33 protein-coding genes are annotated in these 24805 nt (G+C 44.5%); all 33 read left to right on the top strand.

What is annotated here, in order from left to right:
* The first annotated feature begins 68 nt into the window (after positions 1-68).
* On the top strand, positions 69-485 hold the full coding sequence (locus H8S54_RS10190; protein ID WP_186901450.1) for a hypothetical protein: 417 nt from the start codon (positions 69-71) through the stop codon (positions 483-485).
* Positions 486-620: 135 nt separating this feature from the next.
* Positions 621-959, top strand: coding sequence for a hypothetical protein (locus H8S54_RS10185; protein WP_243176776.1), 339 nt, complete (start codon positions 621-623; stop codon positions 957-959).
* Positions 956-1138 carry a hypothetical protein gene (locus H8S54_RS10180; protein WP_055287211.1) on the top strand — a complete coding sequence of 61 codons (183 nt, stop codon included), beginning with the start codon at positions 956-958 and terminating at the stop codon, positions 1136-1138. Before H8S54_RS10185 ends, H8S54_RS10180 begins: the two co-directional genes overlap by 4 nt.
* 265 nt (positions 1139-1403) lie before the next feature.
* Entirely contained in the window at positions 1404-2372 is a 969-nt protein-coding gene (locus tag H8S54_RS10175) for a rolling circle replication-associated protein (protein WP_186901449.1), read from the top strand.
* Positions 2317-3048 carry a lytic transglycosylase domain-containing protein gene (locus tag H8S54_RS10170; RefSeq protein WP_270525669.1) on the top strand — a complete coding sequence of 244 codons (732 nt, stop codon included), beginning with the start codon at positions 2317-2319 and terminating at the stop codon, positions 3046-3048. Before H8S54_RS10175 ends, H8S54_RS10170 begins: the two co-directional genes overlap by 56 nt.
* Positions 3045-3353, top strand: a complete 309-nt coding sequence (locus H8S54_RS10165; protein ID WP_186901447.1) for a hypothetical protein — start codon at positions 3045-3047, stop codon at positions 3351-3353. The genes H8S54_RS10170 and H8S54_RS10165 overlap by 4 nt, the downstream gene beginning before the upstream one ends.
* Before the next feature lie 157 nt (positions 3354-3510).
* Positions 3511-3993, top strand: coding sequence for a VRR-NUC domain-containing protein (locus H8S54_RS10160; protein WP_186901446.1), 483 nt, complete (start codon positions 3511-3513; stop codon positions 3991-3993).
* Complete coding sequence (locus tag H8S54_RS10155) at positions 3990-4289, top strand: hypothetical protein (protein ID WP_186901445.1); 300 nt, start codon at positions 3990-3992, stop codon at positions 4287-4289. The genes H8S54_RS10160 and H8S54_RS10155 overlap by 4 nt, the downstream gene beginning before the upstream one ends.
* A gap of 14 nt (positions 4290-4303) precedes the next feature.
* Complete coding sequence (locus H8S54_RS10150) at positions 4304-4657, top strand: DNA cytosine methyltransferase (RefSeq protein WP_186901444.1); 354 nt, start codon at positions 4304-4306, stop codon at positions 4655-4657.
* Positions 4658-4667: 10 nt separating this feature from the next.
* On the top strand, positions 4668-5192 hold the full coding sequence (locus tag H8S54_RS10145) for a hypothetical protein (RefSeq protein WP_186901443.1): 525 nt from the start codon (positions 4668-4670) through the stop codon (positions 5190-5192).
* Positions 5189-5968, top strand: coding sequence for a ParA family protein (locus H8S54_RS10140; RefSeq protein WP_186901442.1), 780 nt, complete (start codon positions 5189-5191; stop codon positions 5966-5968). The genes H8S54_RS10145 and H8S54_RS10140 overlap by 4 nt, the downstream gene beginning before the upstream one ends.
* A gap of 2 nt (positions 5969-5970) precedes the next feature.
* On the top strand, positions 5971-6744 hold the full coding sequence (locus H8S54_RS10135; protein ID WP_148871916.1) for a hypothetical protein: 774 nt from the start codon (positions 5971-5973) through the stop codon (positions 6742-6744).
* A gap of 15 nt (positions 6745-6759) precedes the next feature.
* Complete coding sequence (locus tag H8S54_RS10130) at positions 6760-7155, top strand: hypothetical protein (protein WP_226973289.1); 396 nt, start codon at positions 6760-6762, stop codon at positions 7153-7155.
* Positions 7156-7173: 18 nt separating this feature from the next.
* The gene (locus tag H8S54_RS10125) at positions 7174-8487 is read left to right on the top strand and encodes a ParB/RepB/Spo0J family partition protein (protein WP_186901441.1); all 1314 of its coding nucleotides are present in this window, start codon (positions 7174-7176) and stop codon (positions 8485-8487) included.
* Positions 8488-8489: 2 nt separating this feature from the next.
* Positions 8490-9101, top strand: a complete 612-nt coding sequence (locus H8S54_RS10120; protein ID WP_186901440.1) for a type II toxin-antitoxin system PemK/MazF family toxin — start codon at positions 8490-8492, stop codon at positions 9099-9101.
* A complete protein-coding gene (locus tag H8S54_RS10115) occupies positions 9098-9676 on the top strand; it encodes a hypothetical protein (protein ID WP_055287234.1) in 579 nt (192 codons plus the stop codon). The genes H8S54_RS10120 and H8S54_RS10115 overlap by 4 nt, the downstream gene beginning before the upstream one ends.
* A 119-nt stretch (positions 9677-9795) precedes the next feature.
* Positions 9796-10224 carry a single-stranded DNA-binding protein gene (locus H8S54_RS10110; RefSeq protein WP_186901439.1) on the top strand — a complete coding sequence of 143 codons (429 nt, stop codon included), beginning with the start codon at positions 9796-9798 and terminating at the stop codon, positions 10222-10224.
* Between the two features lie 23 nt (positions 10225-10247).
* On the top strand, positions 10248-10397 hold the full coding sequence (locus tag H8S54_RS10105) for a hypothetical protein (protein ID WP_186901438.1): 150 nt from the start codon (positions 10248-10250) through the stop codon (positions 10395-10397).
* A 185-nt stretch (positions 10398-10582) separates the two neighbouring features.
* Complete coding sequence (locus tag H8S54_RS10100) at positions 10583-11026, top strand: hypothetical protein (RefSeq protein WP_101874776.1); 444 nt, start codon at positions 10583-10585, stop codon at positions 11024-11026.
* Between the two features lie 814 nt (positions 11027-11840).
* On the top strand, positions 11841-12380 hold the full coding sequence (locus H8S54_RS10095) for a phage terminase small subunit P27 family (protein ID WP_055287242.1): 540 nt from the start codon (positions 11841-11843) through the stop codon (positions 12378-12380).
* Between the two features lie 3 nt (positions 12381-12383).
* Positions 12384-14183, top strand: a complete 1800-nt coding sequence (locus H8S54_RS10090; RefSeq protein WP_186901437.1) for a terminase large subunit — start codon at positions 12384-12386, stop codon at positions 14181-14183.
* On the top strand, positions 14184-15590 hold the full coding sequence (locus H8S54_RS10085; RefSeq protein ID WP_186901436.1) for a phage portal protein: 1407 nt from the start codon (positions 14184-14186) through the stop codon (positions 15588-15590).
* 2 nt (positions 15591-15592) lie between these two features.
* Positions 15593-16420 carry a head maturation protease, ClpP-related gene (locus tag H8S54_RS10080; RefSeq protein ID WP_186901435.1) on the top strand — a complete coding sequence of 276 codons (828 nt, stop codon included), beginning with the start codon at positions 15593-15595 and terminating at the stop codon, positions 16418-16420.
* A gap of 20 nt (positions 16421-16440) precedes the next feature.
* Positions 16441-17673, top strand: coding sequence for a phage major capsid protein (locus tag H8S54_RS10075; protein ID WP_186901434.1), 1233 nt, complete (start codon positions 16441-16443; stop codon positions 17671-17673).
* A gap of 50 nt (positions 17674-17723) precedes the next feature.
* Positions 17724-18032, top strand: coding sequence for a head-tail connector protein (locus H8S54_RS10070; protein WP_071144210.1), 309 nt, complete (start codon positions 17724-17726; stop codon positions 18030-18032).
* Positions 18029-18346 carry a phage head closure protein gene (locus H8S54_RS10065; RefSeq protein ID WP_071144209.1) on the top strand — a complete coding sequence of 106 codons (318 nt, stop codon included), beginning with the start codon at positions 18029-18031 and terminating at the stop codon, positions 18344-18346. Before H8S54_RS10070 ends, H8S54_RS10065 begins: the two co-directional genes overlap by 4 nt.
* A gap of 29 nt (positions 18347-18375) precedes the next feature.
* Positions 18376-18825, top strand: coding sequence for an HK97-gp10 family putative phage morphogenesis protein (locus H8S54_RS10060; RefSeq protein ID WP_055287256.1), 450 nt, complete (start codon positions 18376-18378; stop codon positions 18823-18825).
* 9 nt (positions 18826-18834) lie between these two features.
* Positions 18835-19197 (top strand): hypothetical protein, encoded by a 363-nt coding sequence (locus tag H8S54_RS10055; protein ID WP_101874780.1) that lies wholly within the window; start codon positions 18835-18837, stop codon positions 19195-19197.
* Between the two features lie 2 nt (positions 19198-19199).
* The gene (locus H8S54_RS10050) at positions 19200-19835 is read left to right on the top strand and encodes a major tail protein (protein WP_055287260.1); all 636 of its coding nucleotides are present in this window, start codon (positions 19200-19202) and stop codon (positions 19833-19835) included.
* A gap of 29 nt (positions 19836-19864) precedes the next feature.
* Positions 19865-20182 carry a phage tail assembly chaperone G gene (gpG, locus tag H8S54_RS10045; RefSeq protein WP_173880438.1) on the top strand — a complete coding sequence of 106 codons (318 nt, stop codon included), beginning with the start codon at positions 19865-19867 and terminating at the stop codon, positions 20180-20182.
* A complete protein-coding gene (locus H8S54_RS10040; protein WP_055287264.1) occupies positions 20179-20706 on the top strand; it encodes a hypothetical protein in 528 nt (175 codons plus the stop codon). The genes gpG and H8S54_RS10040 overlap by 4 nt, the downstream gene beginning before the upstream one ends.
* A 16-nt stretch (positions 20707-20722) precedes the next feature.
* Positions 20723-24088 carry a phage tail tape measure protein gene (locus H8S54_RS10035; protein WP_243176775.1) on the top strand — a complete coding sequence of 1122 codons (3366 nt, stop codon included), beginning with the start codon at positions 20723-20725 and terminating at the stop codon, positions 24086-24088.
* 9 nt (positions 24089-24097) lie between these two features.
* A complete protein-coding gene (locus H8S54_RS10030; RefSeq protein WP_186901433.1) occupies positions 24098-24796 on the top strand; it encodes a phage distal tail protein in 699 nt (232 codons plus the stop codon).
* The last annotated feature ends 9 nt before the right edge of the window (positions 24797-24805 follow it).

The following is a 24805-nucleotide window of genomic DNA, read 5'->3' as shown; positions in this document are numbered from 1 at the left end:
AAAAGAGTTGACATTGTTCTTTCAAGGAATTATACTGTTCTTACAAAGAACACAGGAGGTACAAAACAATGATGAAATCTGAATTTGAAAACCTTGCAGGTAGAGCAGTAACAAACGAACAGTACAGAGCGATTGAAACATTATATATGAGTAGCAACCTTGAAAAAGCGGAATTTGTAAAGAGCATCAGAACAATGCTCAAGAGCATCCCACAGCCGGAAAGGAAAAAAGACATCAAACGAATGGTCGTAAGAGACAAGAGCGGTTACAGAAAGACACCGAACGGATGCTATTACAACATCAAATATGTTGAATTGGTAGACATTGACATCAAAACAGGGAAATACATCATCAAGCCACTTGAGGAAAAAGATTTTGAGAGACTGGCAAAAGACGGACACGATTTGAATTTAGACACATGGTTTGATTTCGATTATGAGGATTGCATCGACGAAAAGAAAAAGCCGATTGAACTGAATTATTAAAGCCGAAACGGGGCAGCAGTCGCCCCGTCAGTGTCCGGATGGCAACCGACACTCTGACGATGGCAAGCCGAAAGACATCGTTCAGCGATACCGTGGGAAACATGGCAGCGGTCGCACCTGCTAGAAAGTGCGTGGATGGTCAACAGGTTTTCGATGATTTTTAATGTGAAAAGCATCAACACGGTATACATTGCCGGAAAAGAGGTGGACGGGATGAAAAGACCGAGAGAACCACCGACAGGAGGAAACAGGATGGATATAGGACGAATATTGCCGACAGAGGCAGCAGCAATCCTCAATGTGTCACCGCAATTCGTGAGGGTAGCAATGCAGCAGGGAAAACTCCCGATAGGAACGGCGGTGCAGATGTCCTCAATTTGGACGTATCACATTTCGGAAAAACTGCTTGCAGATTATTCCGGAAAGAACATAGAAAAAGAGATTGAGAGAATCCGAGGAGGTGTTGAAAAATGACGAGAAACGAGAAAAAGGCAGTGATTGAGAGCATGGCAGAAAAATTCATGAATATTGACGACCTTGAGGGAAAGTCAATGACCATTATGGTGATGTCTGCGTATGCCGAGGGTAAGGCAGCAGGAAAAGCAGAGGAGCGTCGCAGATGGGAACAGAAAGAGGCGGTTGCAGCCGTTTAATGAAAACGCCCCGTCATAACGGCGGGGCAGTACATAGCAGGAGCATGAGAGCAAAGAAAAAAGGACAACCATTGCAGTGGTCGTCCTTGTATCGACTGATTGTGTCAGTCGCTAACTGATAGAAATATTATAGCAAATCTGACACAAAAAAGCAACTTGAAAAGCGACCGAAAAGGTCTATAAAATCAAGGGTTTTCGGAACTTTTATCGTCCTTGTAATAGATAATAACAAGTCTACGAAAACATAACAGGAGGATTGTGTCAGATGGCAAGAAAAAGAGGGATGCAATATATCCCGTATGATTATGAGGCAGCATATAACAAAGCGATGGAGGACATGCATGAGTGGTTCATTGAGAACCTGTTCCAACATCGAAAGAAAGTTATATATGCACTGAAAGAGATAACAGCAGGAGACCAGTTTGAAATTGAGATATATCCGCAGTTTCGGAGCATGGATGAAGTACCTCCGGAGGGGAGAACTATCAAGAAAGACAACAACAAGGCTCAAAAGAATCTGAATGACAAGAACGCACGGAAATATGTTGAGAGGCTAATCAATGAGAATTTCAGTGACCGTGATATTTGGATGACATTGACCTATGATGACGAGCATCTCCCACCGGACGGGGATGTGGATGCAGCAATCAAGAATGTGCAAAAGTACATCAGACGCATCAACTATCAGAGGAAAAAGAGAGGTCTCCCGAATGCGAAATATGTCTATGTGACCGCATACAATCCGGATGCGGAAATCAGATGGCATCATCACATTGTCATGGATGGAGCGTTAGACATGGAGACGGTTGAATCCTGTTGGAAACAGTCAAGCAGGAATGAGGTTCGCCGATTGCAGACGGACGAAAACGGTCTGTCCGGTATGGCGAATTATATCGTCGAGGAAAAGAACCGTGTTCCGTCGGAAAAGAGGTGGAACAGTTCACAAGGATTGAGAGACCCACGAATCAAGGTCGTTCATTCCAAACGTCCGGCAGCAGGAGGCAGTTATAAAAAAATAGGCTCATTCGTTGACAAGATGGTCAAGGATAGGGATTCCATTCCGGAGACATTGAAAAAGTGGTATCCGGACATGGATTTCACGAATGCAGCAGTGTACTACAACGATTTTAATTGCATGTTTTATATACATGCACGAATGCGGAAAAGGAGGTCGACAGGTGAAAAGACGAATAAGACGGATAAGACGGGCATTGAAAAGAGCAGGTTTATATAATGCATTTCACATCACATTGATTGCGGTATTACTGACAGGATTTTGCGTGATATTGTTCAATGTCAAAGAACCGGAGCAGCAGGAGGAAAAACCGGAGACGACGCAAGCGGAAGTGATACAGAATCCGGAAACAATGACACAGACGGCAGAGAGCATCGAGGACAAATACAAGGTGTTTGATACCATGTCCGAGGACTGGGGGAGTGATGACCTTGAGGGATTCGTGTTCTACGACCTGCCGGAGAAGTATGCAGACAAAGGCTATTTTCCGGAGAAAATGCAGATATACACAAGATGTCTATGCAAGCAAAACGATGTTCCGTATGCCCTTGTATTGGCAATCATAGAGTATGAATCCGGATATGAGTTCGACAAGACCGGAGACAACGGGAACTCAAAGGGATATATGCAGATATATGAGAAATGGCACACCGACCGGATGCAGAAATTGAACTGCACCGACCTCATGAACCCATATCAGAATGTGAAAGTCGGGATTGATTTCCTCTCGTATCTCCTCAAGAAATACGGAACGGTGCAGGATGCACTTGCAGCGTACAACTACGGTGAAAGAGGTGCAAGGGAACATTTGTGGAACAACGGCGTGTATGTCTATTCATACAACACGGCAATCATGCAGAGAATGAAAGAGATTGAGGAGGTGGTCGGGAAATGAGGTTTGACTGGAAACCGGAATCGAAAGAGAGGTATTTCCGAAAAGCAGAGGCAGCAGTCAAGGCAGCGGGATTCAATGACATCCTGCGGGTAGACAGAGACCAGTTTTCCGTCGTCAAGGGAACGGTCAAGGTACATTTCAAACCGATTTCGAGAGACGGGAAAACACGCCGATGGTGGGAGGCAAAGAGAACGATTGAGAACATGCATGAAGTGCCTCCGGCAAAAGACCAGTTCGGCAGGAAACACAAGAGCATTTTCATACATGCTTTTATGATTTTAGAAATGGAGGAGCAGGACAAATGAAAACATACAGACAGAAACATCCGTACATTGCACAAATCGGGTACATACTGCGGTACAAGCTGCAACGGTTCACATGGATGTTCAAGGTCAAGGATTGCAGACACATTTGTTTGTTCTGCGAATATTATGACACATGCAGACAGGAGGGCAAAGGCAAATGAACATGAAATATGCAATGAGAAGTGAGGACACAGAGCAAATCAATGTCGTGTCGTGGGCGAATTGGAACATGAACCGTTATCCGGAATTGAGATGGTTGTTCCATGTACCGAACGGAGGCAGCAGAAACAAGCAGGAGGCAGTCAAATTCAAGCAGATGGGTGTCAAGGCGGGTGTTTCTGATTTGTGCCTCCCATATCCGAAAGGGATTTACTGCGGATTGTTTATCGAAATGAAATACGGCAACAACAGGCAGCAGGACACACAAAAAGAGTTCCTTGCAGACATGGCAGCAGCAGGACATTTTGTTGCAACCTGCTATTCAGCAGAGGAGGCAATCAAAGTCCTTGAGGAGTATCTTGAATTGATTGACGGTAATGAAATAAAGGCGATGTTCATTCAAGGTGAGAATAAAGGGATGATGTCATTCCCGAATAACAGCATCCTCAAGGACGGGAAAGTCAAGGGAGGCAGGTCATGACACTTGCGGATTTACTCAACACATTAGAGAGTGCGGACATGCTGCGAATCATCAAGGGAGACGAGGAGATATTCGTCGGGTATCTTGCATTATTTGCACCGGAGGTCGGTCACACGAACTGCAAACTCTATGAACAGTATAAATTTGACGAGGTTGTGAAATTCAGAACAGTTCCGGAGATTACTCATAGGAAATGGAAAGAATTGAACCTCATGTCACCACTACGACCGGACGAAACGCCGGATTTCAAGTTTCAAGAATTGCAAATGAAACTGTATTACACAATTTATATATAACAGGAGATAAAAACATGAAAATCAGAGTATTAAGTCTATTTGATGGAATAAGCGTCGGAATGTTGGCTCTAAAAAGAGCGGGATTCGATGTGGAAAAATACTATGCATCAGAAATAAAAACAAAGGCTATGAAATGCAGCTTTAATAATTGGGGAGATGCAATCGAACAGATAGGAGATGTAAGGAAAGTTGACGGAAAAAAATATGATGTTGACATCATAATAGGCGGGTCGCCATGCCAAAATTTTAGCAGAGCGAGAACATCACACTGCAACGTGATTGATGGGTTAGCAGGAGAACAAAGTTCACTATTTTTTGAATATTTAAGGATTTTGAAAGAGAACAATCCTAAATACTTTTTTTCTTGAAAACGTATGGATGCCGATTGACGACCAGAAGATTATAAACAGACTTTTGGGAGTAGAACCAATTCGTGCAAATAGTAGCCTAGTATCATATCAACAAAGAGATAGATTGTATTGGACGAACATTCCAGGAATCGAATTGCCAAAAGATAGGCATATAAATTTTCAAGATTACAAGGATACTGATGAAGAATATTGCGACAAGTTCATAGTAAATAGAACGCCGAGCAGAGAACGAATGTGGGGTGATGGAAACGGAGAATGTCCGAATGTAACAAATAGAGAAAAAATAAATTGCATAACGCTAAAACAAGATAGATGGAAAAACTCCGGATTGATAGCCTATAAAGATTTTTGCAGATATTTAACAACAAGAGAGTTGGAAATCGGGCAGACACTACCAGTCGGATATACAAAAGGGTTATCTAAAAATGAGGCAGAGGATGTCATCGGCGATGCATGGACTGCGGACATGATTGCTCACTTTTTTGGGTACTTAAAAAGAGATATGGAAAAGAAACAGGAGGAAACGAAATGAAAATTATTGCAGTAATGTCACCAAAAGGAGGAATCGGGAAAACAACGACATCCGATTCAATCGCCTACATGTTGGGCGAGGAGCAGGGGAAAAGAGTGCTTGTGTTAGATGGAGACCCACAGGGAGACACATCAAAGACGTTCGGGGTATATGAACCGGACGGAATCGGCATGAGTGAACTGCTTGAGAAACATGAATGTGTCGGAGGTACATATAAAACGGGCGATTTAATTCGACCGACCGACTATTCGCACATTGACATCATTCCGGCGAATGGCTATCTCATGAAAACCGACATGAACCTGTTGCTCAAATCAGAGGACAATCAAGTAACAAGGATGCGTGAGGCGTTGGAGGAAGTATCTGACGCATACGATTATTGCATTTGTGATTGTGGTCGCCTACTTGACATGGTCGTCATCAACATTCTGATTGCAGCAGAACTTGTCATCGCTCCGGTAAAGGTCGGAGGATATGAAATCGAAGCATTGCAGAACCTTGAGGAACAGATTGAGGATTTGAGAGACATCAATCCGGACTTGAGAATCAAGGCACTAATGACAATGAGACAGAAAAACAAGACCTCTCTTGAGGTGGAGGAATGGTTGAAAACAGAATCCGGATTTGACATGTTCGTCACACCGATTCGACGTTCAATCGTTGCAGAAAAATCAACAACGGCGATGATTCCACTCCCGAAATTTTCAAAGAGAGGAATTGTGTCTCAAGATTACAGATGCGTGGTGCATGAGTTACTCAAGGAAATGGAGGGGTAAATGTGGGAAAGAGGAAAATCACCTGCAACAACGTCTCCTGCAAATACCACATAAGCGGAGGCGGGTGCGATACCTGCATCACACTTGACAGTTCGGGAAAATGCAAGTCCTTTGAAAAAGGTTTTGCATATTATTTTCACATTGTATGGGATGCACTGGGAAACAAAAACTTTATTGACATGATAGAGGTGCAGAGAAATCCGGATTTGAGAATCGGAATGTATTATGTGATGGAATGTTACGAACTGGGATTTTCGGAAATGGAATGGGGAACATGCAGGATGCTCATGCTGAAGAACGGAGAAAACGGCGAACCGTTGAATTATGAGGGAATCACAGCGAGAGAGTTAAACATGGAAAAATTCAGAAAACACCTCAATGATTTTGAGAACGGGATAATGCCAAATCAAGCACAAAAAGAGCAGGAACAGAAGAAAACCGAAACGAAAGAGTTCGGGTGGTTGTCTCCGACAGGCGTTTTCACGGAATCACCGTTCGGAACGCATGAAGAATCAGCGGAACAGATATGCGAAAGAAAAGGGTTCACGGATGAGTATTGGAAATGGGTGAAAGAATCCGGAGACAATGAAATCGGACACCTCATGCGTGATTTTCTTTCGGAGGTCAAAGGATATTGTCTGATTCACAATCCGTCCGGATATGCCGGATATATAGTGACAAACATGAAAGCACTGACAAAACATCAGAAAGATTTTTTATACAATTATTTTATGGATATGGGAGACAGATTCAAAGCTGAACAATTTATCGAGTAAAAAGGAGGAAAGCACATGGGAAACATCGTGAAAACAGCACAGTGCAGGTTTTGCGGTCAGATGGTACAGATTGAGACCGACAAGGAACTGACGCAACCACAGGCAGAGGAACAGGCAACAATGACATGTAACTGCACAGAGGCGGTCGAGTATCAGAAAGAGAAACAGAGAAAAGAAAAAGCAATGATGAATGTATCTGCCTTGTTTGGAGAGAATGCAGCACCGGACAAGAGATGCGGTGAGGGCATCGTAAACATCTTAAAGGCAGCAGTCGAGGAGATTTACACCGGAGGACTTGCAAAGGTCACACTGAACCTCCGAGGGGGGGTCAAAGCATCAATTTCACAGAATGCAAAGGGTGAAATCAACGTCGAGCGTACAGAGACAAAGAAACAGAAACTCACAGAGTAATGACAGGAGGTTGAACAGATGGCAGCAGGATTCAGCGTGAAAGACGCACTCAACAAGAACAGCAAAGCGGGGATTGACGAATCTCCGAGAGCAAGATTCCGGACAAAGGACATCTCAATTTTCAAGATGTACCGGAATGATATGAATTTTTACAGTGTAGAGCAGATTGAGGAACTGGCAGGAGACATCCTCATGTATGGACTGAAACAGAACCTCGAACTTGTATATGCACCGTGCGAAATGGGCGAATATAGAATCGTGGCAGGTGAAAGACGGTGGGAGGCTCTCAAGTATCTTGTATCAAAGGGATATAAAGAATTTGAACTTGCGACCAGTAAATTGACGACACCGCAGGACGATGACGAGGAGCAGGTTGAAATCATAATTGCGAATGCATACCGTACAAAGACCGTTTCAGACATGATTGAGGAGGAAACACGCCTCAAGGCATCTCTTGAGCGTATGAAAGCAGCGGGAAAGAAAATCAAGGGATATGACCTGCAATCCGGACGATTGAGAGAGGTGATTTCCTCAATGCTGCACATGAGCAAAACAAAGGTTGCTCAAATAGAGGCAGTCAACAACAATCTGATTCCGGAATGGAAAGAGGAACTCAAGGGCGAACGCCTCACATTTTCCACAGCCTATGAATTGAGCGGGATGACAGAGGACGAGCAGCGGGAGGCACTGGGGAAATTTACAGAAACCGGAGAACTCACACACAAAGATGTGAAAGACATGAAAGCAGAAAGGGCAGCAGGGCAGCAGGTGTCAGAATCCGACACAGAGACAGAAATCGGCATGAACCCGCCGGAAGTGAGAGCGGGCGACGAATATGAGACACCGCATCCGGAGGGAATCACATCAATATGTTATTCCTGCACCGGATATGAGACATGCAACGTCAAAACCGGAACATGTACATCATGCGACCAGTACAAGAACCGTACAGAGGCATACAAGACCGACGAGCAGAGATATTCAGAGGAACAGGATGCAATCGACCGTGAGACAAAGAAAAAACTCCGTGAGATGGAGCAGGAGGAGAAGATGCAGAAACTCCCGTCAACAGCACCGGAGGAAATAAAGACAATCAGAGTGTCACAGGACAAATTCGAGGAATACACGGGAGAATATAGAAAACCGTACATGATAACAAAAGACGACGGTTTCAAGGTCGGAAATGTCGTCAAATTGGTAGTATTTGCAGCAGGTAAAGCAACCGGAGAAACAGCAGACATGAGAATCACATGCAAAGACGACGACATCACATGCAGCGGATTGACGGACGGATGGTGTGTCATTGGTCTTGTAGTAGAAAAGGAGGAATAATCATGAATGACATCAAAAGAGGCGAAATGTTCTATATCAGCAGAGGGGGGGCATCCTACAACGGGAGCGAACAACACGCAGACCGTCCGGCGGTAGTGGTTAGCAACAACAAGAACAATGAGAACAGCAATGTTGTTGAGGTTGTATATATGACTACACAGCCAAAAACAGACCTCCCGACACATGTGACAATAAGGTCAACAGGCAGAATCAGCACGGTATTGTGTGAGCAGGTTTATTCGGTATCAACGGAACGCATCGGAACATATATCGGAGAGGCGACAGACAAGGAAATGGAGAATATCGACATTGCTCTCATGATTTCCTTGCAGTTGGATAATGGCATTAAGACAGCAAAAGAGTATTACAAGACCATCAAGGAGCAGCAGGAGGAAATCGACAGTCTCAAGAGAGAAATTGAGACAATGCAGCAGGAACATGAGGAGGCAATCGCAGAGATTGAACAGGATGCAGCAGTCTATGTTGAGGAAAACAAGAAAATTGCGAATGTGGCATCGGCAGAGGACACAATCAGATTGCAGACCGAAAGAGATACATACAAAACCATGTATGAACAGTTACTCAATAGATTAGTGAATGGAGGAGCAGCATGAACAAAAGCGAATTAAAAGCAATATTTATCAATGCAAAGGCGACAGATGCAAAATACATCGGAGTGAGCATCCAAACAGAGGGCAGCAGTCAACCGGAAATCATCATCAATCCGAATCCGAATTTTGATGCGAAATTTGACTACTACATGGAGGCATACGACGACGATTTGATTCTGATTGCAGCAAAGGGCAAAAAGGACATCAGAATCACGGCAGCAGGGCAAGGAAACCGTTTCGAGGATATTGAATGTCAGTTATTAGGAGAGCGGGGCAAGGGTTGGAAAGAACTCATTGCAGGAGCGATTGACAATGCGTATGAGAAAATGATTGCAACCACACCTCCAACGACAGAGGAGGAACAGACCCATTGTGAAATGATAAAAGAGGCAGTCAAGGGAATGTTCATCAATGAGAGCAGGACGGCAGCAGAGGCAGAGTTCATCAAGACACACATTGTCGACTATGAGAAAATATTCGATGTCTGCATGAACGGTGATGACCTTGAGTTCAAAAAAGGACTTGTCAGATTGCAGAAAATGCAAAATGAATATGTCATGCAGCGGGAAAATGACTGATAGAGAAAAAGAGGCGTTCATCGGCGGGATAGAATTTGCGAGAGACTGGAATCTCGACATCCCGCCGGATGATTTGCGTTTATACGAGAGATTGATTCAAGAAAGGACGGAAAAAGAGAATGAACAAAGTCATATTGATGGGTAGGCTCACAAGAGACCCGAATGTCAGATATACACAGCAGAACAGTTCACAGGAATCCATGTGCGTGGCACGTTATACACTGGCAGTCGACCGGAGAGGTGCAAGAGACGGGCAACAGTCGGCAGATTTTATCTCATGCGTGGCATTTGGGAAAAACGGCGAGTTTGCGGAAAAATATCTGAAACAGGGAACAAAAATTGTTGTTACTGGCAGGATTCAGACAGGCTCATACACCAACAGAGACGGGCAAAAGGTATATACGACGGATGTTGTGATTGAGGAACAGGAATTTGCAGAAAGTAAGAAAGCAGCAGGAGAACAGGCAGAAAATGCCGGATATTCAGACACAGGAGACGGATTCATGAACATTCCGGACGATGTCGACGGCGAATTGCCTTTTATGTAAGCGAAAAGGAGGGTTGTGATAATATGGGAATCTTAAAAGGCATAATTGACCGATTTCGGGCGATGGGAAAATCAGAAAAAGAGATTTCGAGCATTATCGAGACGGCAGCAGACAAAGCGACCGCAAATCCGGATGTCACGAAACCGGAAAAACCGAAAAAAACCGGAAATTAAGATTGAAACAACAGCAGAGGCGTTCGTTGAGGCAGTCTTGCGAACAGGAACGACTTTGCAATAGGCAAAAACGGCAATTTTGAAAATGAGCAGTTTGAGAGATGCGAAAAATCGCAAAAACACGAATAACTGGCGTAAAATGCACGGTCTGCCTATGAGAAGAAAGCAGAAAGCGAGGAAAAAGCATGAAAGAGGAAAAGGAGCAGACGGTCATTGAAAAAACCTTGCTATATCTTGAGAATTATCGTGAAATGGAACGATATATCAATGAGGCGGTATCAGAGACCTCTCAAGTGCCGGATATAGGCAAATACAACATATCAGCAGAAAAGGCGTTCCTGCAATCGGTCAGAGAGTGCCGTGCAGAGACGGTCATTCTGTTTGAACACTTGAAAAAGGCTCTTGCATCGCTCAAGGAAGATGCAGAGGCAGCAGGTGAGGGGTACAAATACGACGCTCTTGAGGCGGTCTATATAAAGGGCATGTCATACGAGGATATAGTGAGGGAGACAGGGTGCGGACGCAACTCACCGAAAAAGTGGTGCAGGGTGATGATTCAGAGGTTGTCAATCAAGTTATTCGGTGCAAAAGCGATTGAAAATGATAAAAACGGAGTAAAAACAGGGTGAAATGAGGGTGAAAACAGGGGTAAAAAGTGGGTGAACAAAAGACAAAATAAACGTGATAATATGTTAGCGTGAACAGTTGAGACGAGCGATTGCAGATATGCAGTCGCTTTTTTCTTGCCTGTTTGCCCTCCTGTTATATGCGGGTGGGATATACACAGTCATGTGCATAACTGCCCGCCTCTTGTGGATAACACAGCAGGAGAACACAGCAAGAGAGGAGAACACAGATGCTATTGAAATCATGCAGGTGTGGGAAGTTGATTCCGCAGTCAATGAAGATGTGCGAGGAATGTGAGCAACGGCAGCAGTCGAGACACATGATATATAACAACACACGGCGAGACGAGAGAGCAGCAGAGTTCTATGTATCAAAGGAATGGCGGGCGATGCGGGAGCGTATCATTGAGGTCTATGACAACGTAGATATATACGCATTATATGTCGAGCATGAGTTGCTCACATGCAATCCGGTTCACCATATCATTGAACTTGAGGACGACTGGGAACAGCGTTTGAATCCGTTCAACCTCATACCTCTCAACCATAAGACACACAACACAATCACTGCTTTATATAAGCAGAGCAAAGCAAGTATGAGAGCAACACAAAAACAGTTGAGGTCACTGATTGAGTACCACTTTCGAGAGGCAGGGGGATATAAAAAAGTTTTGTGCGATTCGTTTTTAGTCGCACCCCCTCTTTTCCTTGGAGAAAACTCCCCACGGGAATTTCAGTAGATGGGTATATCCGAAAGAGGTGTCAGAATGTGACACAAAAGCACTGAAATACTGACGGAAAGGAGGTTTGTTGCATCATGGCAGGACAAAGACAACCCACAGATTTGGTTGTGATGAACGGGCGAAAACACCTAACAAAAGCCGAGATTGAGGCACGAAAAAACGCCGAGGTCACAGCACCATGCGACAAAGTGAGACCTCCGTCATATTTGACACCGGAACAAAAGAAACAGTTCCGGAAGATTGCGAAAGAATTACTCGAAATCAAACTGATTTCAAACCTTGATTGCGATGCACTGGCAAGACTGCTCATTGCACAAACGCAGTACATCGAAATCACAGAGCAAATCAGAGCAACTCCATTGATGGAGGATGTTCCAGTCTATGAGATGCGGGAAAATCCGGACACGGGCGAAAAAGAACGTGTGCAGGTCGGTACAAGACAGGTCGTTTCCGGAGAAAGAGAACGCCTCATGATTATTCAAGACCGCTGCATGAAACAGTGTAGGCAGGGAGCATCAGATTTCGGACTGACAGTTTCATCCCGCTGCCGTTTGGTCGTACCGAAACCACAACAGCAAAAGCCGGAGAACAAATTTGCGAAATATGCAAATTAAGGCATGGCAAAAGCAGGAGAAACACAAGACCGCTGCACACAATACGCCCTTGATGTCGTATCGGGCAAGATAACAGCCGGAGAATATGTCCGTCTTGCATGTCAAAGGCATCTTGACGACATCGAAAAATCGAAAGCAGCACCGTACAAATACTATTTCGACGTTGAAAAGTCAGAGGAAATCCTCAATTTCGCAGAGGAATTGACCATTGCAGAGGGCGAGGAAAATGAGCATGTGACGGCATATCCGTTCCAGTGTTTCATTTTAGGGTCACTCAATGGATGGAGAACAAAGGAAAAGTCATACAGACGATTCAGAACATCCTATGTGCAATTAGGACGACAGAACGGAAAATCGTTCATCAATGGTATTTTGGCGTGTTATTACGGCAATTTTGACGGGTACAAGTACGGAAAAATATTTTGTACGGCTACAAAGCAAGACCAAGCGAACATTGTTTTTGACGAGGTCGCAAAATTCATCAATTCCGACGAGGATTTGTCAGAGTGGTTCAAGGTTCACGACCACAACCACACGATTGACTGTTTGCTGACACATTCGGAAATCAAAGCGTTGTCCGGAGACACAAAGTCACTTGACGGACATCGTGCATATTTGGGAATTGTCGACGAGTATCACGCACACAAAACAAATCAGATGTACAAGTTGCTTGAGGGTGGTATCAAGAAACTCAAGTCGGCGTTGATTTCGGTCATCACGACAGCAGGATTCGACCTCAAGTCGCCGTGTTACAAGTTATATGAGTATTGCTGCAATCTACTCAAGGGCGTTTTCGAGAACGACAGTCAATTTGTGTATATCGCACAGATGGACGAACACGATGACAGATACACGCCGGAAAATTGGATAAAAGCAAACCCGATTCTTGAATTTGACAGGGATGCACTTGAAAATCTGATACCGATTGCACACACTGCCCGTGACATGGGCGGTGAGGACTTGAGAGATTTCCTTGTCAAGCAGCTCAACATGTGGATGCAGTGGTCAAATTCATTGTACATCAAGGATATTGCATCATGGAAAGCGTGTGCCGTTCTGAAATCACTCAAGGATTTCAGAGGGTCAAAATGCTATGTCGGAGTTGATTTGTCATCCGGAGGAGATTTGACCTCAATCGCAATCGTGATTCCGTTTATGGTGGAGGACACGAAAAAATATTTTGTTCACACACATTCGTTCATCCCATCCTCAAGAGTGGATGAACACATCAAGACCGACAAAGTACCGTATGACGTATGGATTGAAAAAGGTCTTGTGACGGTAACGGAAACACTAGGAGGAATCAAGACAGATTATAAATACATCATAAAATATCTTGAGGATTTAGTGAGAGAATACAACCTCAAACCGCAGTTGATTTGTTACGACCCGCACAATGCATCGGCGTTCCTGTCAGACCTTGAGGCGATGGGATTCGATTCAATCTCTGTCACACAGACAGCAAAAGAGTTGAACGATGCGACAGTTGATTTCAGACTTGAGATTCTTGCGGGCAATGTGGAAATCGAGGGAATGGAAGTCGGCAAAGAGGGAAACAAGATAGTTGTTCCAGTTGACAGCCTGCTTGTTTGGTCGATTGCAAACGCAAAGACCATCTCGAACAACTACGGTGAAATAAAGATTGACAAAGACATCACGACAGAACGAATCGACCCGATTGACGCTATCATCGACGCATGGAAACACGCAATGAAAGAGGAGTACCGACCGGATGTGAACGAAACTGTCAATGAATGGCTTGAGCAATTTGAAAAATACATGAAGAAAGGCGGTGAGAAATAAATGAATCCGTTTCAAAGACTAGGAGCAAAAATTTCAAATTGGTGGAAAGGCGAACCACAGGACAGCGGGGGCAAAACGACATTGAACTCACCGTCATTCCTTGAGCGGATAGGACTGAAAAGAAAAGGAAAACCGACATCGGAGGTCACATATTTCACATGTCTCAAGATGCTGTCGGAAACCCTTGCAAAAATGCCTATCAAATATTATCAGAAAACGGACAAGGGAATCATTGAGGCAGAGGCGACAGATACATCAAAACTGCTCTCAAAAAGACCAAATCCGTTCATGACACCAACAACATTTTGGAACACGGTTGAAATCAACCGTAACCACTACGGAAACGCATATGTGTACATGAGAAAGAAGTTTGACCGAAAGAAATTCGGCGGTGAAATCAAAACCGTTGATTTGTGGGTCATGCAGTCAAATTGTGTGCAGATAGTCGTTGACGATGCAGGGATATTCGCAGGAGTGGGGCGTTTGTGGTACGTCTACACAGACCCGACATCCGGTCGTCAATATGTGTTCAGTACAGACGAGGTGATGCATTTCAAGACATCTTTCAGTTTTGACGGAATCACAGGACTACCAGTGCAGCAGATATTGAGAGACACGGTTGCAGGTGCATCCGAATCACAGGCGTTTATGAATAATCTGTACGAGAGCGGTCTGACGGCAAAGGCAACTCTTGAATATACCGGAGAATTGAACGAAAAGGCAAAATCAGCACTTGTCAAGTCGTTTGAGGAGTTCGGCAGCGGAGCAAAGAACACAGGAAAAATCCTGCCTGTTCCGTTAGGAATGAAACTCACGCCCCTTGACATCAAACTGACTGATTCGCAGTTCTTTGAACTGAAAAAATATAATGCCCTGCAAATCGCCGGAGCGTTCGGAGTGAAACCGAATCAAATCAACGACTATTCAAAGTCGTCATATAGTAACAGCGAAATGCAGCAGTTATCGTTCTACGTTGACACAGAACTGTTCATCATCAAGCAGTACGAGGAGGAAATCAATTTCAAAATGCTGCCGGATGAAGATGCAGACGACGGATATTATTACAAATTCAACGAAAAAGTATTATTCCGAACCGATTCAAAAACACAGATGGAATATTTGAGAAACGGTGTCGGTGGAATGATTATCAAACCGAATGAGGCAAGACGTAAACTCGACATGGAAGATGCGGAGGGAGGCGATGTCCTACTTGCAAACGGTAGCATCGTACCGTTGACGATGGCGGGTGCAGCATATTTGAAAGGCGAATCCGAACAGGAGAACGCCGATGAACCGGAACAGCCGGAGGAAGAAACAGAGCCGGACACAGAGCAGCCGGACACAGCAACAGAACCGGACGAAACCGACGAGGCAGAGGACGAGGATGAACAGGAGGGAGGTGAATAATCATGCCAAAAAAGAGACGTTTTGATTTTACAAAGAAGAATAAACGCAGCGGGAAAGTTGAAAATGTCGGCTATTTGGATTTAGAGCAGGACGAGGAACAGAGCAGATGTTCCTTGTATTTCTACGGTGACATTGTATCGGCGACATGGGAATCCATGTGGTACGAGGAGGACAGATGTCCGCAGGACATCGCAGATTTCCTCAACCAGTTAGATGGATATGAGGACATTGACATCTATTTCAATTCCGGCGGTGGCGATGTATTCGCAGGACTGGCAATCTATAACCAGTTAAAACGATACGACGGACACAAAGTCGGATATGTCGACGGAATGGCTGCATCTATCGCATCAGTTATCATGTTCGCATGTGACGAACTGCATTTTGCAACAGGTGCTCAAGCAATGATTCACAAACCGTTATGCATGGCATACGGAAACGCAGACGATTTCAAGGCAGTTATAAAGCAGTTGAATCTCTGCGAGGATTCGATTCTTGATGTCTACATGGAGCATGTGCAGGAGGGTGTCACAAGAGACAAGATTCAGACCCTTATGAGCAATGAGACATGGTTTGACAGTAAGAAGATGCAGCAGTATTTCGACGTTGAAATCGAGGAAAAGGCAGCAGTTGCAGCGTGTGCATCCGACTTTTTCGAGAAATACAACAATATTCCGGAGGCACTCAAAGGAATTGACACAAAGGACATTGTCGATGCCGTAATTGCAGAATTGGAAAACCGGAACAATGCAGCAGCAGAGGCAGAGAAACAGAGAATCGAGGCAGAAAAGCAGCAGATTCTTGATGATTTATACCTTTACGGTATGTAAGAAATGGAGGACAGAAAGTCATGAATAAGGAATTACAGAAGTTATTAAAGCAGATTAACGACAAGAAGAATGAAGTCAAGAGCCTTGTGAACGATGGAAAACTCGACAAGGCAAAGGCAGCAAAAGAGGAACTCAAGGAGTTACAGAACAGATTTGACCTCCTCTATGATTTGGACGAGGAGGAGCAGGATGACATCGAGGACAAAGTCAACAACGGAACTGCAAAGCAGGTCGGCGGGGATGTCAAGCCGGACAAAAAGAACATCGTGAAATCATTTGTCAACATTGTCAAAGCCGGATTCCTGCACAAAGAGGCAGACGAGGCAGACATCAAGGTGTACAAGGATGCACTCACATCTGACACAACCGCAGGAAGTGAGGGAGAGGTCGGAATCGGTGTGACAATTCCGGAGGACATCAGAACAGACATCATCGAGTTGCGTCGTTCATCCGACAACCTTGAACAGTATGTCAATGTCGAGGGCGTAACAACCAAGACAGGAACACGAAACATTGAGGTTGATGCAGAATCAACACCATTTGACAATGTTGACGAGGCTGCGGATTTTCCGGAGATGGACGAACCGGAATTTTTACCGATTGAGTACAAGGTAAAGAAAAAGGGTGGAATCCTCAAGATGACAGCAGAGTTACTTGAGGACACAGCATCCAACATCATGGCATACATTAACAAATGGATTGCCAAGAAAACAAAGGCAACCCGTAACGCAATGATTCTCAAGGTACTCAATGAGATGACAAAAGGGAAAGAGGTCACAGTCGAGAACCTTGACAGCCTCAAGGACATTTTCAATGAGCAGTTAGACCCTGCAATCGCTGACAATGCAGTTGTTATCACAAATCAGAGCGGTTTCAACTACCTTGACAAGTTAAAGGATAAAGACGGCAACTATATTTTACAGAAAGACCCGACACAGCAGACAAAGGGAAAGATGCTTTTCGGTGAATATCCTATCATCAAATTATCAAAGAAAACTCTTGCATCCGAGAAGATTATGAACACCGATGGTCACACAATCGACGGGTACAAGCATCCTATTTTCTGCGGTGATTTAAAAGAGGCAGTCACACTCTTTGACAGAAACGTCCTCACAATCGACCTTAATGACAAAGGTGCGGGTTTATGGGATAAGGACATGACCGGAATCAAGGTGCGTGACCGTTTCGATGTGCAGCCTGTTGACAAGGGAGCAGTCATCAAGGGTCAGATTACAGAAGTTATCAACGGGTAATATGGCAGCAGGGCGGTGAATCCGTCCTGCTATTGAAAGCAGGTGAGAACATGACGGATGAAGAAAAAGAGAAGTACAGAGGCGGTCTGATTGCTACATGCAAGACATATTGTCACATCGACTATGATGACGACATCGAAATCCTTGAATTGATGTTTGACACGACACTGGATGAAATGACGGAACTGATTCCGAATTTCGACCGGAACAACCTCACAAGCCGTCAAAAACTGCTTGCATTTATGTCCGTGAAAGAACTGTACGACAACCGTGACAAGTACCGGAGCGACACGAAAACGCTCTCTGCTGCCGTTTCCTCCATGCTATTGAAAGAAATATACGGAGGTGCAGCAGAATGACAGGCAGAATCAAGATAATTCGCAAGACAACAAGCGTTGTTGATGGCAGACGGCAGCAGGAGGAACAGGATTTTTTCTCATGTTGGTGCGATGTCAAGAGTTTGGGAACAAACGAGAAATACAATGCGTTGCAGATAGGTCTTGAGAACACGATTGTGTTTGAAACAAGAGCCTGCGACAAGATGGAGGAAATCAGATTGAATCTGAAAGAGTTCTATGCAGTGTATAAAGGCGTTGAGTTCAAGATATATGATGCGTGTCCGATGTTCACAGACGACAGGAAATATCAGTTGAAATGCAGAGCGGGAGCGTAGTGTCATAATCTGACACCGGAGGTGATGCAGTGAAAATCGAGATGGAATTTCAAGGCTTGAAAGAACTCATGAAAGCATTTGAGGACGCAGCAAGCGACGAGGACATAAAAGAGGTCAATCAAAAGATTGTAAAGCAAAGCGAACCAGTCGTGAAAAACATCATGTCCGGCAAGATTCCGAAATCTGCGGACATTAAATTGTCCGGTCGAGGATTTGGTTCAAAGTCATCCGTGACATCACATGCAGCGGACAGCATACCACTAGGAGCGGTCAAGGTGAAAGACACCGGAGCGTCTGCGGATGTTGGATGGGAAAAGTCGGACAACAGCGAACATTTTTATGTGAAATTCATAAACTGGGGAACTATCTATCGCCCGCCTCAAGAATTTATCTATGCAACAGGGCGTGAGGCAGATGCGGAACTGCAAAAAATCGCAGAACAGGAATATCAATCATATTTAGACAACACATTGAAATGAGGTGAGAGCATGAGCAGCAGTCCGGACATCATCAAAGATGCATCCGACGCATTGAAACCAATATCAGACAGGAGAATCATTGTGATGCAAGGATGGTATGACAAAAACATCCATGACAGACATGTGACATTGTGGGATTTGGGAGAAAACGACGAGAATTTTTCGGACGACGATGCAGAGGGAGTGACGCTGTCAGTGCAGGTCACTATATTTTCAGAGAATGACGAGGTTGAACTTGCGAGGGAAATCAAGTCACTCATGAAAGAAAATGATTTCTCATTTGACGGCAGGAACGGAGACGATTCAAAGCCGGAGGACGGAATCTATATGAAAGCACAAAGGTTTTCAAAGTTTTATGAAATGGAGGAATAGACATGAGCGAAACAGTAACACAGGTTAGCGACACAGAACAGAAGATTGTGAGGAGTAGAACTTGCGGTTGTAGAGATTTCTACATCGCAAAACTCACACAGAACGATGCGAAAGCATACGTTGCAGAAACTCCGGTCAAACTGGCAAGAGCAATCAAAGCAAAGGTTGACGAAAAGTGGAGTTCTGAAAAGATTTACTCTGACGATGGAACAGAGGAAGTCATCAATTCCTATGAGGGAACAGAAATCGAACTTGAGGTCAATGCACTTGCACCACAGGACAGACAGATTCTTTTCGGTCAGTTATACGAGAACGGTTTTCTTGTAAAGACTGCGGATGATAAAGCACCGGAGGTCGCTGTCGGATGGAGAGAAAGAAAACTCAACGGAAAGTATGATTTCAAATGGTTATACGCCGGAAAGTTCGCAGAGGGCATCAGTGAGGAGGCAAGCACAAAAGAGGGCAAATTGTCTCCGACAACAAAGAGCATCAAGGGTTCATTCTATGAGAGAAGTCTTGACAATGCGTATGAGATTTCGGTCGACGAATCAAACCTCGTTTCCGGAGACACAAAGGCAGCAGAGGCAATCAAGGCATGGTTCAGCAAAGTGCAGGAGAAAAACGGCGGTTTAGGCTAATAAGAGGACATATAACAGGAGGATAAATCATGAAAAGAAAAATTATAGTCAATAACAAAGAGTTTACAATGCCGAAAATGTCAATCGACACATACACGGAATATCTCGAACTTGCAGAGATTGTCGACGCAAAACAGAGGTATTCAAAGCAGGACATTGAGGCGATGGGTCTTTTTATCTGCAAAGCATACGGAGACCAGTTCACCGTTGAGGAATTAAAGAATCCGGAGACCGGACTTGATGCAGCAGGATTGATTCTTGAGTTCCAGTTCATTGATATGGGAATCGCCGACGACCTCACCAAACGTATGGAGAAGATAGAGAAAAATTTTCAGAGTGGCAAGTGATACCGGAAATCGAGGTCACTTGCAGAGGTGAGAGACTTTTCATCAATTCCGTAACGGTAGAACAGTATAAAAAATACATCAGTCTCATGGAAAAGAATGACACGGAGAAATTCTCCGGAGTGATGTTTTTCAACAAAAAGATAATGCAGGAGATGTTCGGGAATGAATTGTCGCTTGCAGCAGTTGGGGAGATTGATGCAGTTGAATTTCTGACGGCAATCAAGACGGTTCATTTCATCATGCAGAACATTGTTGCAGAGAAGATGTTGAACATTGTCGAGGTTGAGCAGGTGGAAAAAGAGGCATCCGCATTCGATGACTATGACCGTGAAAATGGATATGAGGACGAGGATGAACAACCGGAGGAAAATCAATGGAAAGTCTGCGGGGAAATTGTTGACCGTGTTGTAAAAATTGCGATTCGGCTATTGAAAAACTCATACAGTCAATGCATGAAAGAGAACATTGTCACGTTGTTGGACTACTTAAAATTTGAATTAGATACAATCAACGAAAATCAGTAAGAGAGGAGGCGACCGAATGGCTTATACAAGCGTCAAAATATCGGCAGATTCGAGCAGTTATCAATCGCAAATGAAATCAGCAGCATCGCAGATGAAAGTCTTGTCTGCGGAATATACGACGGCAGCGACGAAAGCAAAGTTGTTCGGGTCGGAAACAGATAGCCTCAAGGCAAAAGCCGAATCGCTCACTCAAAAAATCACGGTGCAGAAAAACATCGTGAAATTGAACAGTGAGCAGCAGGAGAAGTTGACAAAGAAACTGTCAGACCAAAAGACAAAGCAAGAGGAACTCAAAACAAAGATTGATGCTGCAAAAGAGGCTTATGAGAAATCGACAGCAGAGACCGGAAAGAACTCTGAACAGTCAAAGGCACTCAAAGAGGAACTTGACAAGTTAGAGAAAGAGTTTACTGCAAATGAGACAGCAATCGGAAAGACAGAGACCGCACTTGCAAATCAGACAGTAAAGACGGAAAAGTCAAAAACTGCTCTCATGAACATGGAGGCAGAACTAAAAAACGTTAATGACCAGTTGAAAGATAATAAACTTGAAAAATTTGCGACCGCTTGCGATACGGCGGGAACAAAGATGGAAAGTTTCGGAAAGAAAATGTCGGTTGTCTCTGCCGGAATTGCGGGCATTGGTGCAGCATCTATTGCAGCGTTCAAAGAACTCGACGAGGGATATGACACCATAGTGACAAAGACCGGAGCAACCGGAGAGGCACTTGAGGGATTGACAAAGTCTGCGGATAATGTTTTCGGCACAATGCCGGAGGATATGTCGACGGTAGGCGAGGCAATCGGAGAAGTCAACACAAGATTCCATACAACAGGAACGGAACTTGAAAAGACCTCAAAACAGTTCATACAGTTTGCAACAATCAATGGAACAAACGTCACACAGTCAGTTGACCAAGTCGACAAAATCATGAAAGCGTGGAACGTGGATGCATCACAGACGGGAAACCTGTTAGGATTGCTCACGGCAAAGGCACAGGAAACCGGAATCTCCGTTGACACGCTTGAATCAAATGTACTTGATAACAACGCAGCGTTCAAAGAAATGGGTCTGTCATTGCCTCAAGCAATCAATTTGATGGCTCAATTCGATGCAAACGGTGTTGATTCAACTCAAGCAATGGCGGGTCTTAAAAAGGCATTACAGAACGCCACAGCAGAGGGGAAATCAATGGACGAGGCGTTGTCAGATACTATCGGCAGCATCAAGAACGCAAAAACAGAGACCGAGGCGATGCAGATTGCAACGGAACTGTTTGGAAAGAAAGGTGCAGCAGAAATGACAAAGGCGATTCGTGAGAATCGAATCGACCTCACCAGTCTGTCGTCATCAATGGAGGAATACGGAACGACGGTCGAGGACACCTACAACGGAACTCTCGACCCGATTGATAATGCAAAAGTTGCGATGAACAACGCAAAACTGGCATTGTCGACACTGGCATCCACAGCACAGACATCCGCAGCACCTATGATTGAGAAACTGACCGGAAAGATTCAAGAGTTGACAAAGTGGTTCACGTCGCTCTCTCCGGCACAGCAAGAAACAATCCTCAAGGTCGGTCTTGTGGTCGCTGCTATCGGTCCGTTGTCAATCGGATTCGGTAAGGTGGCAAAGGGTATCTCCGACACAATAACGACCGGACAGAAATTTGTTTCCGGTGCTGCGAAAATCATTGCAAAGATAACAGCAAAGACAGCAGCCACGGCAGCAGGAACGGCAGCAGATACGGCAGGAACAGCAGCCACGGCAGCACACACGGCAGCCACAACAGCAGCCACGGCGACGACCGGAGGAATGACGGTAGCACAGACGGCACTCAATGCAGTTATGAACTTGTGTCCGATTATTTTGATTGTGACACTGATTGCCGGACTGATTGCAGCAGGTGTCGCACTATATAAAAATTGGGATAAAGTCAAAGAAAAACTGTCCGAATTGTGGGGCAACATCAAAGAAAAATTCAATGCAATCAAAGAGACCATCACGGGAGCATTCACGAAAGCGAAAGAGGCGGTCACGAATAAGGTCAAGGAAATCGGCGACAACATAAAAAACAGCACAATAGGACAAGCTGCATCGAAAGTATTCAACGGCGTAAAGGACACGGTTCACAATGTCATGTCGGCAGCGACCGAAACGGCAAAGGAAAAACTGGGGAACATGAAAACCGCCTATGAAGAAAACGGAGGCGGTATCAAGGGCGTTGTTGCTGCCGGATGGGAGGGAATCAAAGGATATTATTCAGCAGGATTTACATTCGTTGATAATTTATCCGGAGGAAAACTCTCTGAAATCAAATCAAAATTCTCTGAAAAGACATCGGAAATCAAAACAAAAGTTTCCGAGGGTTGGGAGAATATGAAAACCTCCGTCACAACAAAAATGACGGAATGGAAAACCAATGCATCAAACAAACTGAATGAAATAAAGACGAATTTCTCAACAAAGGTTTCAGACATCAAGTCCAATGTTTCGACAGGTTGGGAGAATATGAAAACCACGGTCACGAATAAAATGACCGAATGGAAAAACAATGCATCGAATAAATTGACGGAAATCAAGTCCGGATTCTCCTCAAAAGTTTCGGAGATAAAAACGAAATGGTCAACGGATTTCACGAATATAAAGGACAAGGCAACCTCACTCATGGAGACGGCAAAGTCCAATGTGTCAACGAAACTAAACAACATGAAATCCGCATACAGTGAAAAAGGCGGGGGAATCAAGGGAATCGTGTCTGCTACATTCACAGGCGTAAAGGACACGATGAACTCTCTCATGGGTACGGCGAACACTCTGACGGGTGGAAAACTCGACAGTATCAAGTCGGCGTTTTCCTCAAAAATGGGAGCAGCAAAGTCAACCGTGTCATCGGTGCTTGACGACATCAAGGGTGCATTTTCGTCAAAATTAGAAAGTGCAAAGTCTACTGTTTCGAGCGTGATTGAGAAAATCAAGGGCGTGTTCAATTTCAAGTGGTCATTGCCACATTTGAACCTCCCACACATCAGTGTAAACGGAGGAAAAGCACCATACGGAATCGGAGGAAAAGGTTCACTCCCGTCATTCTCGATTGAATGGTACAAAAACGGCGGTATCATGACGAATCCGACCGTGTTCGGAATCAACGGAAACAGTCTCATGGTAGGAGGCGAGGCAGGAGACGAGGCAATATTGCCTCTTGCGGAATTTTACAACAAATTGAACAGCATCCTTGACAAGAAACTGGATGCAGTACAGAAATCGCAAGTTGTGTATGTAACGAATCACACATACATTGACGGCGACGAAATAGCAAGCAGAACCGTGTCAAAGGTTGATGCGGAAATGGTAATAAATAAGCGAAAAGGGAGGTAAAACAGGGCGATGAAAATAAACGGAATAGACATCAAGAAATACGATGCAAAGCAGTTGACCGCCGATGTGCAGCCTCCCTCTTTTTCAAATTCTTATGAATGGCTGACGAGTGCAGCACTGCCGACGGAATTTGAGACAGAGGTTCAGATGGGTCATTTGAAACTGTCAATATATTTCAAAGGCAAGGACAGGAACAACATCATCCGTGCTGCATCGGAGTTCATGAGCAATTTCACAAAGGCTTGCAAGATGGAACTCGACGGCTACAAAGGAACATACATCGGATTCATCACAGCAAATGACTACGAAAAAAAGAATGTAAAACAGAGGTACATTGTAAACCTCGAATTTGACGGCTTTTTCGTCGATGACGACCTCTCAATCACATTCGACGGGAAAACCTCTGCATCGTTCTATAAAGTGGGTACAAGAGACGCTCCGTGCGTTGTGGAGGTATATGCAAAGAGTGCCTTGACGAATTACACAATCACCGGACTGGGAGAGGATGACATCATCATTGAGAGTTTGGCAGCAGGAAAGACGGTTGTGATAGATGCAAAGACAGGACTTGTGACAATCGACGGGGCAAATGCATTCGACAAGGTGAACATGTGGACGTTTCCGGCATTAAAGACCGGAGAAACAGCACTCACATTTTCCAACACAAAGGCGAGAGTAACTATCAGATACACGCCTATGTGGATTTAGGAGGTGAGA

The sequence above is a fragment of the Blautia segnis genome (genome assembly GCF_014287535.1).
Classification (GTDB): Bacteria; Bacillota; Clostridia; order Lachnospirales; family Lachnospiraceae; genus Blautia_A; species Blautia_A acetigignens.
Note: the sequence above shows the minus strand (reverse complement) of the source record. Positions and strands in the feature narration are given on the sequence as shown.

Coding starts and splice junctions, on each gene's coding strand:
- H8S54_RS10190 (WP_186901450.1), top strand. CDS start 69: ATGATGAAATCTGAATTTGAAAACCTTGCAGGTAGAGCAGTAACAAAC.
- H8S54_RS10185 (WP_243176776.1), top strand. CDS start 621: ATGGTCAACAGGTTTTCGATGATTTTTAATGTGAAAAGCATCAACACG.
- H8S54_RS10180 (WP_055287211.1), top strand. CDS start 956: ATGACGAGAAACGAGAAAAAGGCAGTGATTGAGAGCATGGCAGAAAAA.
- H8S54_RS10175 (WP_186901449.1), top strand. CDS start 1,404: ATGGCAAGAAAAAGAGGGATGCAATATATCCCGTATGATTATGAGGCA.
- H8S54_RS10165 (WP_186901447.1), top strand. CDS start 3,045: ATGAGGTTTGACTGGAAACCGGAATCGAAAGAGAGGTATTTCCGAAAA.
- H8S54_RS10160 (WP_186901446.1), top strand. CDS start 3,511: ATGAACATGAAATATGCAATGAGAAGTGAGGACACAGAGCAAATCAAT.
- H8S54_RS10155 (WP_186901445.1), top strand. CDS start 3,990: ATGACACTTGCGGATTTACTCAACACATTAGAGAGTGCGGACATGCTG.
- H8S54_RS10150 (WP_186901444.1), top strand. CDS start 4,304: ATGAAAATCAGAGTATTAAGTCTATTTGATGGAATAAGCGTCGGAATG.
- H8S54_RS10145 (WP_186901443.1), top strand. CDS start 4,668: ATGCCGATTGACGACCAGAAGATTATAAACAGACTTTTGGGAGTAGAA.
- H8S54_RS10140 (WP_186901442.1), top strand. CDS start 5,189: ATGAAAATTATTGCAGTAATGTCACCAAAAGGAGGAATCGGGAAAACA.
- H8S54_RS10130 (WP_226973289.1), top strand. CDS start 6,760: ATGGGAAACATCGTGAAAACAGCACAGTGCAGGTTTTGCGGTCAGATG.
- H8S54_RS10125 (WP_186901441.1), top strand. CDS start 7,174: ATGGCAGCAGGATTCAGCGTGAAAGACGCACTCAACAAGAACAGCAAA.
- H8S54_RS10120 (WP_186901440.1), top strand. CDS start 8,490: ATGAATGACATCAAAAGAGGCGAAATGTTCTATATCAGCAGAGGGGGG.
- H8S54_RS10115 (WP_055287234.1), top strand. CDS start 9,098: ATGAACAAAAGCGAATTAAAAGCAATATTTATCAATGCAAAGGCGACA.
- H8S54_RS10110 (WP_186901439.1), top strand. CDS start 9,796: ATGAACAAAGTCATATTGATGGGTAGGCTCACAAGAGACCCGAATGTC.
- H8S54_RS10105 (WP_186901438.1), top strand. CDS start 10,248: ATGGGAATCTTAAAAGGCATAATTGACCGATTTCGGGCGATGGGAAAA.
- H8S54_RS10100 (WP_101874776.1), top strand. CDS start 10,583: ATGAAAGAGGAAAAGGAGCAGACGGTCATTGAAAAAACCTTGCTATAT.
- H8S54_RS10095 (WP_055287242.1), top strand. CDS start 11,841: ATGGCAGGACAAAGACAACCCACAGATTTGGTTGTGATGAACGGGCGA.
- H8S54_RS10090 (WP_186901437.1), top strand. CDS start 12,384: ATGGCAAAAGCAGGAGAAACACAAGACCGCTGCACACAATACGCCCTT.
- H8S54_RS10085 (WP_186901436.1), top strand. CDS start 14,184: ATGAATCCGTTTCAAAGACTAGGAGCAAAAATTTCAAATTGGTGGAAA.
- H8S54_RS10080 (WP_186901435.1), top strand. CDS start 15,593: ATGCCAAAAAAGAGACGTTTTGATTTTACAAAGAAGAATAAACGCAGC.
- H8S54_RS10075 (WP_186901434.1), top strand. CDS start 16,441: ATGAATAAGGAATTACAGAAGTTATTAAAGCAGATTAACGACAAGAAG.
- H8S54_RS10070 (WP_071144210.1), top strand. CDS start 17,724: ATGACGGATGAAGAAAAAGAGAAGTACAGAGGCGGTCTGATTGCTACA.
- H8S54_RS10065 (WP_071144209.1), top strand. CDS start 18,029: ATGACAGGCAGAATCAAGATAATTCGCAAGACAACAAGCGTTGTTGAT.
- H8S54_RS10055 (WP_101874780.1), top strand. CDS start 18,835: ATGAGCAGCAGTCCGGACATCATCAAAGATGCATCCGACGCATTGAAA.
- H8S54_RS10050 (WP_055287260.1), top strand. CDS start 19,200: ATGAGCGAAACAGTAACACAGGTTAGCGACACAGAACAGAAGATTGTG.
- gpG (WP_173880438.1), top strand. CDS start 19,865: ATGAAAAGAAAAATTATAGTCAATAACAAAGAGTTTACAATGCCGAAA.
- H8S54_RS10035 (WP_243176775.1), top strand. CDS start 20,723: ATGGCTTATACAAGCGTCAAAATATCGGCAGATTCGAGCAGTTATCAA.
- H8S54_RS10030 (WP_186901433.1), top strand. CDS start 24,098: ATGAAAATAAACGGAATAGACATCAAGAAATACGATGCAAAGCAGTTG.